Origin of the sequence: Actinobaculum sp. 352 (assembly GCF_003957265.1) — a bacterium.
In the GTDB taxonomy this organism is placed as follows: Bacteria; Actinomycetota; Actinomycetes; order Actinomycetales; family Actinomycetaceae; genus Asp313.
This window is the reverse complement of sequence record NZ_RQSN01000015.1, coordinates 19,778-29,947: the sequence shown is the minus strand read 5'-3', so window position 1 is coordinate 29,947 and position 10,170 is coordinate 19,778. Positions and strand designations below refer to the sequence as shown.

18 protein-coding genes are annotated in these 10,170 nt (G+C 60.6%); 16 read left to right on the top strand and 2 right to left on the bottom strand.

Annotated elements, in window-relative coordinates; all coding sequences use genetic code 11:
* Window positions 1-243: 243 nt before the first annotated feature.
* Together EKN07_RS11750 and EKN07_RS11745 are read right to left on the bottom strand one after the other, a co-directional pair.
* Window positions 244-726, bottom strand: coding sequence for a hypothetical protein (locus EKN07_RS11750; RefSeq protein WP_126146494.1), 483 nt, complete (start codon window positions 724-726; stop codon window positions 244-246).
* 17 nt (window positions 727-743) lie between these two features.
* Entirely contained in the window at window positions 744-1,085 is a 342-nt protein-coding gene (locus EKN07_RS11745) for a hypothetical protein (protein ID WP_126146493.1), read from the bottom strand.
* Between the two features lie 114 nt (window positions 1,086-1,199).
* Between EKN07_RS11745 and EKN07_RS11740 the strand changes: the two genes are divergently transcribed.
* The 16 genes from EKN07_RS11740 to EKN07_RS11670 all read left to right on the top strand — a co-directional run bounded on the left by EKN07_RS11740 (window position 1,200) and on the right by EKN07_RS11670 (window position 10,167).
* A complete protein-coding gene (locus EKN07_RS11740; RefSeq protein ID WP_126146492.1) occupies window positions 1,200-1,421 on the top strand; it encodes a hypothetical protein in 222 nt (73 codons plus the stop codon).
* Window positions 1,422-1,480: 59 nt separating this feature from the next.
* Window positions 1,481-1,696 carry a hypothetical protein gene (locus EKN07_RS12680; protein WP_164546675.1) on the top strand — a complete coding sequence of 72 codons (216 nt, stop codon included), beginning with the start codon at window positions 1,481-1,483 and terminating at the stop codon, window positions 1,694-1,696.
* 8 nt (window positions 1,697-1,704) lie between these two features.
* A complete protein-coding gene (locus EKN07_RS12675) occupies window positions 1,705-1,872 on the top strand; it encodes a helix-turn-helix domain-containing protein (RefSeq protein WP_164546674.1) in 168 nt (55 codons plus the stop codon).
* Window positions 1,873-2,326: 454 nt separating this feature from the next.
* On the top strand, window positions 2,327-2,866 hold the full coding sequence (locus tag EKN07_RS11725; protein WP_126146489.1) for a hypothetical protein: 540 nt from the start codon (window positions 2,327-2,329) through the stop codon (window positions 2,864-2,866).
* Window positions 2,863-3,708, top strand: a complete 846-nt coding sequence (locus tag EKN07_RS11720) for a recombinase RecT (RefSeq protein WP_126146488.1) — start codon at window positions 2,863-2,865, stop codon at window positions 3,706-3,708. The genes EKN07_RS11725 and EKN07_RS11720 overlap by 4 nt, the downstream gene beginning before the upstream one ends.
* Entirely contained in the window at window positions 3,705-4,109 is a 405-nt protein-coding gene (locus EKN07_RS11715; RefSeq protein WP_126146487.1) for a hypothetical protein, read from the top strand. Before EKN07_RS11720 ends, EKN07_RS11715 begins: the two co-directional genes overlap by 4 nt.
* Window positions 4,106-4,447 carry a hypothetical protein gene (locus EKN07_RS11710; RefSeq protein WP_126146486.1) on the top strand — a complete coding sequence of 114 codons (342 nt, stop codon included), beginning with the start codon at window positions 4,106-4,108 and terminating at the stop codon, window positions 4,445-4,447. The genes EKN07_RS11715 and EKN07_RS11710 overlap by 4 nt, the downstream gene beginning before the upstream one ends.
* The gene (locus EKN07_RS11705; RefSeq protein WP_126146485.1) at window positions 4,444-4,668 is read left to right on the top strand and encodes a hypothetical protein; all 225 of its coding nucleotides are present in this window, start codon (window positions 4,444-4,446) and stop codon (window positions 4,666-4,668) included. Before EKN07_RS11710 ends, EKN07_RS11705 begins: the two co-directional genes overlap by 4 nt.
* The gene (locus tag EKN07_RS11700; RefSeq protein WP_206435727.1) at window positions 4,665-5,972 is read left to right on the top strand and encodes an SNF2-related protein; all 1,308 of its coding nucleotides are present in this window, start codon (window positions 4,665-4,667) and stop codon (window positions 5,970-5,972) included. The genes EKN07_RS11705 and EKN07_RS11700 overlap by 4 nt, the downstream gene beginning before the upstream one ends.
* A complete protein-coding gene (locus EKN07_RS11695) occupies window positions 5,969-6,916 on the top strand; it encodes a site-specific DNA-methyltransferase (protein WP_126146484.1) in 948 nt (315 codons plus the stop codon). The genes EKN07_RS11700 and EKN07_RS11695 overlap by 4 nt, the downstream gene beginning before the upstream one ends.
* A gap of 16 nt (window positions 6,917-6,932) precedes the next feature.
* A complete protein-coding gene (locus EKN07_RS12670) occupies window positions 6,933-7,073 on the top strand; it encodes a hypothetical protein (RefSeq protein ID WP_164546673.1) in 141 nt (46 codons plus the stop codon).
* Between the two features lie 88 nt (window positions 7,074-7,161).
* Window positions 7,162-7,419 carry a hypothetical protein gene (locus EKN07_RS11690; RefSeq protein WP_126146483.1) on the top strand — a complete coding sequence of 86 codons (258 nt, stop codon included), beginning with the start codon at window positions 7,162-7,164 and terminating at the stop codon, window positions 7,417-7,419.
* Window positions 7,419-7,802 carry a hypothetical protein gene (locus tag EKN07_RS11685; RefSeq protein WP_126146482.1) on the top strand — a complete coding sequence of 128 codons (384 nt, stop codon included), beginning with the start codon at window positions 7,419-7,421 and terminating at the stop codon, window positions 7,800-7,802. The genes EKN07_RS11690 and EKN07_RS11685 overlap by 1 nt, the downstream gene beginning before the upstream one ends.
* Window positions 7,799-8,185 carry a hypothetical protein gene (locus EKN07_RS11680; RefSeq protein ID WP_126146481.1) on the top strand — a complete coding sequence of 129 codons (387 nt, stop codon included), beginning with the start codon at window positions 7,799-7,801 and terminating at the stop codon, window positions 8,183-8,185. Before EKN07_RS11685 ends, EKN07_RS11680 begins: the two co-directional genes overlap by 4 nt.
* The gene (locus EKN07_RS11675) at window positions 8,185-9,084 is read left to right on the top strand and encodes a DUF2303 family protein (protein ID WP_126146480.1); all 900 of its coding nucleotides are present in this window, start codon (window positions 8,185-8,187) and stop codon (window positions 9,082-9,084) included. The genes EKN07_RS11680 and EKN07_RS11675 overlap by 1 nt, the downstream gene beginning before the upstream one ends.
* A gap of 72 nt (window positions 9,085-9,156) precedes the next feature.
* On the top strand, window positions 9,157-10,167 hold the full coding sequence (locus tag EKN07_RS11670; protein WP_126146479.1) for a hypothetical protein: 1,011 nt from the start codon (window positions 9,157-9,159) through the stop codon (window positions 10,165-10,167).
* Window positions 10,168-10,170: the final 3 nt, after the last annotated feature.

Genomic DNA, 10,170 nt, shown 5'->3' with positions numbered 1-10,170 from the left:
TGGAATGTGGTGGCCATCGTGGCCGTCCTCTCGGTTAGTGGCTGGGAGCTGTTCTCCCTGCCTGTACTAGTATCCTATGCCCACACTGGCTAGTCTGTCAAGCCGTGAGTATGTGATGTAGGGCACTAATAAAGGGGAAGCGGCCCAACCCGAGGAGCTGGGCCGCTCATGATTCCCAGTTCGTGAGCGATCATGCGCCGCTCACGCTATCCCCGCTAACGCGGGGTATGTCCCCAAGCCGAACTAAAAGTCGAACAACAAGTCCGGTTCATCCCCGCTAACGCGGGGTAGTGCTCGACTCGAGTACGAACTCAGCCTAACACCCGGCTCCGACACAACACAAGGGGACGACGCCGCGACGCGCTGCCACGCCCGGACGATTCGCATCGTCACACCAAGCTCAACGCCAAGCAGAAACGGATTCGGACCGAGAATACGCTCAGCTGCCGCATACTCGACCGGTGAGATAAGCCGACGGGCCGCCCACTCGTCAGCCCTGTCCTCGCCCTTCGCGTCCTGCGGGCCAACATGCCCAAGCGCTAAGTGGCCTAGCTCGTGCGCGAACGCGGAGACCAGCTCGGCCGGGTGTTGGTCGAGCCGGTTATCAAGGTAGACGGTACGTGTCGCCGCGTCGACGGCGGCCGCATAGGTGCCAGCCATGCGCGCCCAGACGATTGTTACGTCGATCTCGTGCGCGTAGTCGCATAGGTCCGTGAAGCTCATCATTGAACCTGCCCTTATAGCTAGTCGTAGTTGGTCTCGTCTCGACGAGTTGCGGCGAGACCCATTGCCTCCGGGTCAATGGTAGGGATCGGGTCCGACACGGAATCGGACCGCTTGGCGGCGACGGCGGTTTCAGCTTCGCGCATGACTTGCCATCCGACGAGGCCGAGGGCGTCCGCTATTGAGTTGATTTCTTCGACGAGTAGGGCACGTTCGCAGCGCATCTTCGCGTGCAGACGGGTCAACGGGACACCGGACCGTTCCGCTAACGCGCGGAAACTTAACCCCTGCCTATTCATCTCCCGCAGGAAAATGTCAACAACGCTCCGGTTGAGCGTACCTATCTCAGCTTTCGTTCCCATACGGCCATGTTCCCACCACGAAACATGCTGGTCAAGAATCAATTTGACATGTTCCGTCCTCGAAACATATGCTTGAGATGTTCCGAGGACAGAACATCGAGAGGAGGAGGCGTCATGGCGAGCATCGCCAGAGAGATCAGGGCCGAGCTTGTGGCTCAGAAAAGAACTATCGGCGAGCTGTCCACCTGTACCGGGATTCCACGGGGACGGTTGGGATCCCGACTACGTGACCAGAGTCCGCTGACCACCACGGAGATCGAACTGATCGCTCAAGAGCTGGCCGTGCCCGGCTGGGAACTCATGCGGCGCGCCGCAGAGCGTGACCGCGCCGCATAAAAAACTTGCCGCGCCCTACTCGCACTAGGACGCGGCCCGACACCGAAAGGAAGAATCCAATGTCTACTAACAATGATATCAACACCCACCGACTCGACAACCTCATCCGGTGGACATGCATGGGCATCCTACTAATCCTGGCGGCCCTGTCCATGGCACTACTCGTGCACAGCATACGAGTCGGGGACGTCCTCGACGTCATCCTCGCAGCGGTCGCCGCGCTCGGCACTGCCACCGGATTCTGCGCACTGCTCGACGGGGGAGACCAGTCATGATGGCACCAATGATCACGCGGAAGGAAGCCGCGAAACTGCTCCGCGTCACAGTGCGGACCGTGGACAAGCTGATCGCCACGAAACAACTCCCCGCATACCGGGTAGAACGTCAAATCCGCATCCGCCCCTACGACGTCGAGAAATACCTCGAAGCGCATAAGGCGGTACGCGAATGAGCACGCTACCGACAACCGATCTCGTGGCCTCGCCATGCCGGGCATGCCCGGACGAATTCTTCCCGCATCCCGGTGAAACGAAGCGGCGGGCCGCAGCGATCCGCATGTGCCAGACGTGTCCCGTGCTCGGCGCGTGCACGCGATACGTGGCAGACCTGCGGAACTCGGGCATCCGTATTCAAGGCATCTGGGCGGGCCGCTACTACGTCGGCAAGGGATCGCAGCGCCAGTGTGTGGCGTGCGGTGCGGAAGTCGCAACGGACTGGCATACCGACGTGTGCGGCGCGTGTCTCGCGCTCGTGCCATCCTCGCGGGCCTGCGTGACGTGTGGCCGGTACGTCCGCGCGGACGGTCAACATGCGGACGACGCGCCGGACGGATCCGCCACGTACGGGTCACGTGCGCCCATGTGCCGCCACTGCTACCGGCAATCAAGACGTGAAAGGACAACAGCATGACTAGCAAAGACGAGAACCTATCCATGGAAGAGGAGACGCGGGATGCCGCACTGCAAACCCTCGCAGTGGGCAAACTGATCAAAGACGCCGTGAAAAAGGTGATCGACCCGGAAATGGACGGTGCGAAAACCTGGCTGGCCGAGCACGGACTCGAACCCGGCGACCGGAAAACGATGCGCGTGGCCGGCGTCGACGCCGGAACCGTGTCCCGGACAAACCCGGAACCGAAACCATCGATCCGCGTCACCGATGAACGGGCCTACGCGAAATGGTTAGAAGACCACGGGCACGAAGTCACGTGGAAAGTACACCTCGCCGACCATCTGACCGCACCCCGCCAGCTGGAAGCGCTTGTCGCCACCGGTGAAGTGCCGGATGGCGTCGAGGTCACGGAAACCGTCCGTGACTCGTATCTGGTGGTACGGCAGACGGCGAAGCAGGCGCGGGCACTCGCTGACCGGCTCGGGGAAGCGTCCGACCTGATCGCGGGCATGCTCACCGGCTACCTCGAAATTGAAGGAAGCGAGTCGGCATGAGTGGCGTCCTCGAAGTGAAAAGTAATGATGCGACGCTGGCGACAATCGAGCAGAAACGCGAGTACGCGAAAATGCTCGCTGTATCCGACCTGCTACCCGCCGCGTACGTGAAACAGCCAGCGAACGTACTACTGGCGATTGAACTTGGTGGTGCGCTTGGTATCCCCGCGATTCAGGCGATCAACAGTATCAACGTGATCAAGGGTAGGCCGACGATGTCCGCTGATCTGATGGCCGCGCTTGTCCGACGTGCTGGGCACAAGCTCCGTATCGAGCAGCAGGCGAACCCGCTGGCCGTGACGGCGACGCTGGTCCGTGCCGACGACAAGGACTTCCAGTTCTCGGTGACGTGGGACCTGGCGAAGGCGGAACGTGCCGGGCTGGCTCAATCGGCGATGTGGCAGAAATACCCGGATCAGATGCTCCGGTCACGTGCGATCACGGAAGTGTGCCGTCAAGGCGCATCGGATGCGCTCATGGGCGTGCTGTATGCCCCGGACGAGATGACCGATGATCCCGCTGTGACCACGGTATCGGTGCAGGACGGCAACACGGATTCCGTGTCTGTGGATGAGGCGACGGTCGACGTCGTCGAGACGGAACACGTCGACGAACCGGCTGATGCCGTGCCGGAACCGGGAGCGATGACTGCCGGGCAGGCGGCCCAGTTGGCCGGGTTGGTGGACGAGTTCGGGATCGACGAGTTGAAGGCCCGCGAGTTCGCGGCGTGGGCGTCAGTTGGCCGGACAGACGACATGATGCAGCTGACTGAGACGGAAGCGGACCGGCTGATTCAGGGCCTCACGTCCCGTCGCGCGAACGGACAGGAGACGAACCAATGAGCTACCTCGAAATTCGCGCTGAGATCACTCAGCGGTTAATCGATCTGGGTAACGATGCGGAGCGTGCGGAGCGGGCAGCGGATTACATCTACTCATATCCCGGCTCTAGCGCGCTACCCATCGCGGGAGAGTGCGAGGTCCCAATTGACGACGTGCACCGTATCTATCGCTGGCTACAAGAGATGGGAGCGGAATTGCTGTCCCCGCTCGCACTTGCCCGCGCCACGTACATTAGAGATGCCCCGGTAACAGCATGGCGGAACCTCCCGGACTACGCAAAACGGGAGATGCTCCACCAGTCGCGCCGCGCACTGGCTGCTCCCAGCGATGACCACCACGCGACGGTAGATATGGTGCTTCGCGCAGCGGCTGTTTACGGCCCTGAGGATGTGATCGTATGACCGCATACCCGAACATCGACGGTCCGGTCGCACGCCGTGGCGATCCGGTCACCTCGTGGCAGGCCGCACAGGGCCTCACGGACGGGCATGTGCGAGGGTCCCAGCAGGCCGTCCTATCCACGCTCCGCCAGTCAGGGCCACTCACGGACCCGGAAATCGCGCACCGTATCGCCGCAGACGGCGGCACATGGTCAACGCAACGGCTCCGCACGGCACGATCCGAACTCGTCAAAGCCGGACTCGTCAAACCGATTGGCGTGCGCAAAGGGACAACCGGATCGAAATTCACCGTGTGGGCACCCGTACCCGTCCAGCTCAAGATCGGAGTCAGCGCATGAACCGTGTAGACGTCGTGACCACCCGGACGGGTGAGGACGAAGTAACCATCGAAATCGTTGAAAATGACCGATTGACACGGTCCGTAACCGTGACATGTGAGGAAGCGTCAGCTATCGCGTACACGCTCGAGGACGTTGCTAGCTGGGACTGGGACGAAATGCGTCGCCTCGACGACACCGAACGGTACGCCGACATGCTCCGGGACGGTGACGCCCTGTGACCGTCTCCTATGCTGACTTTCTCGCCCGGAAGGCACTCCATGCCCCGGTGACCGGGCCGATGATCCCCGCCGACGACCTGCACCCGACACTGTTTGACTGGCAGCGGGATATCGTCTCGTGGGCAATCCGTGTGGGACGCGCCGCGATCTGGGCAGACACGGGCTTGGGTAAGACGCTCATGCAGGTTGAGTGGGCACGCCGTATCGGTGGCACCGCGCTGATCGTCGCCCCGCTGGCCGTGTGCCGTCAAACCGTGCGGGAAGCCCGGAAGATTGACGTTACCGCCATCTATATTCGGGACGACGCCGAAATTGACGGGCCGGGCGTGTACGTCACCTCGTACGAGATGGCAACCCGGATCGACCCGGCCCGGTTAGATTCCGTCGTCCTGGACGAGGCCAGCATCCTGAAAAACTCGACCGGTAAGACACGGGACGCGATGATCGTCGCCTTCCAAGTCGTGCCGCACCGGTTGGCGTGCACGGCCACACCGGCACCGAATGACCCGGAGGAGTTAACGAATCAGGCCGAATTCCTCGGGCAGATGACACGGGAAATGATGCTCGCCGCCTATTTCGTCCACGACTCGGACGCCGGTTGGCGACTCAAAGGCCATGCGCGGCGTCCGATGATCGAGTGGATGGCCACATGGGCGGTTGCAATCCGACGGCCGTCAGACATGGGCGGTGACGATACCGGGTTCATCCTGCCCGGCCTGGAGATTATCGGGCACACGGTCGAAGCGGACGTGCACGAGGAAGGCGCCCTGTTCGCCGTTGATCTTGGTGGCGTGTCTGGCCGGGCACGGGTCCGCCGGGAAACACTGGGTGCACGATGCCAGAAGGCGGCCGAGCTGGTCGCCGCTGAACCTGGTGAGCCGTGGCTGCTCTGGGCCGGACTCAATGACGAAGCGGACCTGTTGGCACGGTTGATTCCCGGCGCGGTCAACGTGCGCGGCTCCATGTCCCCAGCGGAAAAAGCGGACTGTCTCCTCGGCTTCTCCGACGGCGACATCCAAGTGCTGATCACGAAACCGGCCATCGCGGCGCAAGGACTGAATTGGCAGCATTGCGCACGCATGGCATTCGTCGGCTTGTCTGACTCGTACGAGCAGTACTACCAGGGGATTCGCCGTTGTTACCGGTACGGGCAGACACGGCCCGTGCAGGCACACATTATCGTGTCCCGGCTCGAGGCACAGATCGCGGCGAACGTCCGCCGGAAAGAAGAGCAGGCGGGCCAGCTCACATCATCACTCGTCGCAGAAATGCGACGCATCCACGCAAAGGAGAACGCAGCATGACCACAGGGAATCTCGCGGACTATCAAACCGACGACGCCTACGGCGACAAGTGGCATCTCATGCTCGGTGACTCATGCGAACGGCTCGCCGAGATCGACACCGAGTCTGTGGACCTGTCCGTCTGTTCGCCACCGTTCGACTCACTTTACACGTATTCGCCATCGCTTCGCGACCTGGGGAACTCGGCGTCACGCGGTGAATTCTTAGACCACTACCGGTTCATCGTCGCGGAACAGTTACGCGTCACCCGGCCCGGCCGACTCGCGTGCATCCACGTGCAACAGTTGACGACGACGAAGGCGACACACGGCTATGTGGGCATGTCGGACTTCCGTGGCGACGTGATCCGACTCTTTCAACAAGTCGGATGGATTTTCCACGGTGAGGCGACGATCTGGAAGGACCCGCAAGCCCAGTCGATCCGCACGAAAGCATTCTCCCTCGCGTTCCAAACGAAGAACCGGGATTCGGCATCGTGTCGGCCGGCACTCGCGGACTATCTGCTGATTTTCCGTAAACCTGGCGATAACGCGGTGAAGATTCCTCACAAGGCGCTCGAGGGTGAAGTGACGAATGACGATTGGATCGAATGGGCCGGGCCGATCTGGTTTGACCGTGCCACGGGTGAGGATGACGGCCTCGGCCCCGTGTGGACCACGATCCGCGAATCGGAAACATTGAACGCCCGCCTCGGACGAGAATCCGCCGACGAGAAACACATCGCCCCGTTACAGCTCGAGTTTATCCGCCGCTGTGTACTGCTCTACTCCAACCCCGGCGAGCTGGTCTTGTCCCCGTTCGGTGGTATCGGCTCGGAGCCGTACGTCGCCGTGAAGAACGGACGCCGGGCCATCTCCTGCGAGCTGAAACCGTCCTATTGGAAGGCCGCGGTGAAAGTCATGCAGGAACTCGACGCGGAAATGAACCTGCCAACCCTGCTCTAGAAAGGAAACTTGAACGTTGAAAACACTTGCCACGCTGATCCTGCTACTCGCAGCATGCATTGCCGCCGCCATGGCCGTGTCCGTGGTGATCGTCGTCGGTCTCGAGATCATCGCGGACGCGTGGAACGACTATCGGGAACGGCAGGACCGGCCATGAGTAGAACCGTCGCCATTGTCCTTGTCTGTGTGTTCGCGCCCGTGATCGGTGGAATGGCAGTCATCACTCACGTGTGGCGGGTGATGGCATGACCAAGACGAACGCGACCCTGCGAGTCCGCTATCCAATCGTGGACTATGACGCCATCGTCGCTGACCTGCGCGAGGAAGCCATCGAACGAACCATCGCTATCGCACGGGACCGCAATCTCGCAATCGTGTCGCGGCCGGGACGTTCAACGGCGACCGTGACACACGAACCGGGACGGCACATCGACGTCATGTTGCATGTGACCGTGCCCGGCAACCTGACCGGCCCGAGTCCGATAACCGAAAGGAGATACTGATGGCCGCCTCGTTGACGATCACCGTGCCCGATCCCATGTGGATCACGTCCAATCAACGCTTGCATTGGGCGGAGAAAGCCCGCCGTGTCCGATTCCTTCGCGACACGGCAACCATTCGGGCACGTGTCACAAAACTAGACCGCCCGGCCGAGTTCCCGGTCCGTGTCATCGCACGGATCGGATACCCGACACGTCGTACCGCTGACCCGGCGAACGCGGAACCAACCGTCAAGGCCATTATTGACGGCCTCACGGACGCTGGCATATGGCCCGACGACAACTCGAACTATGTGCACGGCCCCGACTATCGGCGGTCCGACCGGCTCGCTGAAAAGGGCACCCACACCGTAACCATCGACATCATTAAAGGAGACCCTGAATGAACGTGAACCCCGCGACCGGTGAGGTTGACGACCTCATCACGCACGATTTCTCCGCCTTCCTTGCTACTGCTGAGGATGGCATTCTCGATCAAGATTGCTCCGAAGCATTACGTGACCTCGCTCAAGCGGTCATGCGGATCGGGAAGACCGGGAAGATGGTCCTCACGGTCACCCTGGACAAGGTGGACGAGGGGATCGCCGCTGTGAAGATCAAAACCGATCTGAAAGTGTCCCCACCGAAACTGCCACGGTCGTCGTCGATCCGATTCGTCGACCCTGACAACGGTGGGAGCCTGTCCGAGAACCCGCCCGGGCAGACCGTGTTTTTTAACCGGGATATGACGAACTCGGACGATGTAGAAGATACCGGAAAGGACGACTAATGGAATACCACTACGACAAGAACGAGGTCACGGTCGAACCCGGCCAGAACCTTGTGGAGACGATTCACGGTCTGGCGAACCGTGCCGTTGCAGCACAAAAGCTCGACTTGGACGCGGCCTATGCTGTCACCGATGAGAACGGGCAGGTCCGCCTCGTCGACACGCATGAACTGAAAACCAATATTGACAGCTACGAGAAGAAGCAGGTCCGGGAGAAAGCGAAGCATGGCAGTCTCGCCGTGCACTCCCCACAGTCGTTCGTCGACTACCTGGCCACGCATGCGATGGACGGCACTGAAATATGGGCGGACGTGGAACACGGGAAGGTCACGGCTATCATTGACGCCTACGACGGCGACAGTCGCGGACTCCGCCAGCATAGAGTCTCCCTACAACTCATTCACACGGACACATGGAAAGAATGGGAAGCATTAGACCGTGAGTACGTGCGGCAAGCCCAGCTCGGCGATTTCATCGTCGATCACTACTCAGAGTTCGTGACCCCGTCCGCAGCGAAAATGCTGCAGCACGCTATGACGTTCCAGGCGACGAAGAACGTGGATTTCACGTCTGTGGAGAACGTGCAGAACGGGGAACGGTCGATCTCCTACATCGAAACGATCGGTGAGAAGCAGGTCGCGGGACAGTCGAGCCTGCCCGAGCAGATCACTTTCCGAACGCAGATTTTCGAGCACGGCCAACTGCGGATGATGTACGCCCGATGGTTCTTCACGATCAAGGACAAGACGTTGCTCATGAAGCTGCTGATTGACGACGTGCGCGAAACGAAGCGTGACGAGTTCCGATCAATCTGCGAAACCATTGAGAACGGTCTTGACAATATCGCGGCGGATATCTCGTTCTACTACGGCACCGCGCCCGTAATCAATATCTACTAAATCCTTCATCCGCTGTGGCCCGTGTCCCGCCGGTACGGGCCACAGCAACCACACGAACAAAAAGAAGGGGACATGATGAGCCGAGACACGCGCCTATACGTCCGATTCGACGTCGCATTCATGCGGAACTTTAAATGGTTCCAGGTCGAACGCTACCTCACCGACGTGTTACCCGACGTACTACCAGATGTATTACCCGACGTATTACAAGACGTAGTACTAGATGTAGTACGTGAAGCGCGCGAAGCGTGGATAGAGTCCATCTGCTACGCGCACGAATCCCGCACCGACGGACTCTTCCCCGTCGATGTCATCAAACGCCTGGCACGCGTCCGACGCGAGGAAGCGATCACCGCACTGTTCGAGGTTGGCTTGTGGATCAACCACCCCGGCGGAATGGCGGAAATACACGACTTTCTGGAACATCAACCGTCCGCCGCTGACCTCGAGAAGGCGTCCCAGCGCGGCAAAAAAGCCGTCGCCGCACGCTGGAAAAATACGGAACGTAATACGTCGAGTAATACGAACCGTATTACGGCTAGTAATACGAACCGTAATACCAGAAGAGAAGAGAAGAGAAGAGAATATAAACCCTCTGTGGTCTCCCTTGACGACGCCGACACGACACCAGACCCATCCACACACACAACCCCACCGCCTACCAAACGAAAACCATGCCCACTCCCGGCAGACTGGAACCCCACACCCGACCACGCCACCCTCGCAGACCGTCAAGGCGTCTCCTGCTTCCTCGAAGCCGAGAAGTTCCGTGACTGGGCACAAGCGGCCGGGAAACGCTACGTCGACTGGGACGCCGCGTTCTCCCGCTGGCTACGCCAAGCATGGCCAACGGGCGACACACCGCCCGGGCTGGCATCCGTCGCCGACATCAACGCCGCCGCCAACGCTCGACGGGACGCCGAACGACGTGCCGAGCGTGAAGCACGAGACCGAGAACGTGCCCGAATCGAACAATCCCGCAGAGAACACCCAACCGCGATGGCTGACGCCTTCGCGGCACTTCCAGACACCAGTCCGATCCGTCAACACATCGCCGCGAAATCACGGCAGAAAGCGAAATAAACC

Coding starts and splice junctions, on each gene's coding strand:
- EKN07_RS11705 (WP_126146485.1), top strand. CDS start 4,444: ATGAACCGTGTAGACGTCGTGACCACCCGGACGGGTGAGGACGAAGTA.
- EKN07_RS11725 (WP_126146489.1), top strand. CDS start 2,327: ATGACTAGCAAAGACGAGAACCTATCCATGGAAGAGGAGACGCGGGAT.
- EKN07_RS11670 (WP_126146479.1), top strand. CDS start 9,157: ATGATGAGCCGAGACACGCGCCTATACGTCCGATTCGACGTCGCATTC.
- EKN07_RS11745 (WP_126146493.1), bottom strand. CDS start 1,085: ATGGGAACGAAAGCTGAGATAGGTACGCTCAACCGGAGCGTTGTTGAC.
- EKN07_RS11740 (WP_126146492.1), top strand. CDS start 1,200: ATGGCGAGCATCGCCAGAGAGATCAGGGCCGAGCTTGTGGCTCAGAAA.
- EKN07_RS12675 (WP_164546674.1), top strand. CDS start 1,705: ATGATCACGCGGAAGGAAGCCGCGAAACTGCTCCGCGTCACAGTGCGG.
- EKN07_RS11720 (WP_126146488.1), top strand. CDS start 2,863: ATGAGTGGCGTCCTCGAAGTGAAAAGTAATGATGCGACGCTGGCGACA.
- EKN07_RS11710 (WP_126146486.1), top strand. CDS start 4,106: ATGACCGCATACCCGAACATCGACGGTCCGGTCGCACGCCGTGGCGAT.
- EKN07_RS12680 (WP_164546675.1), top strand. CDS start 1,481: ATGTCTACTAACAATGATATCAACACCCACCGACTCGACAACCTCATC.
- EKN07_RS11680 (WP_126146481.1), top strand. CDS start 7,799: ATGAACGTGAACCCCGCGACCGGTGAGGTTGACGACCTCATCACGCAC.
- EKN07_RS11690 (WP_126146483.1), top strand. CDS start 7,162: ATGACCAAGACGAACGCGACCCTGCGAGTCCGCTATCCAATCGTGGAC.
- EKN07_RS11675 (WP_126146480.1), top strand. CDS start 8,185: ATGGAATACCACTACGACAAGAACGAGGTCACGGTCGAACCCGGCCAG.
- EKN07_RS11685 (WP_126146482.1), top strand. CDS start 7,419: ATGGCCGCCTCGTTGACGATCACCGTGCCCGATCCCATGTGGATCACG.
- EKN07_RS11750 (WP_126146494.1), bottom strand. CDS start 726: ATGATGAGCTTCACGGACCTATGCGACTACGCGCACGAGATCGACGTA.
- EKN07_RS11695 (WP_126146484.1), top strand. CDS start 5,969: ATGACCACAGGGAATCTCGCGGACTATCAAACCGACGACGCCTACGGC.
- EKN07_RS11715 (WP_126146487.1), top strand. CDS start 3,705: ATGAGCTACCTCGAAATTCGCGCTGAGATCACTCAGCGGTTAATCGAT.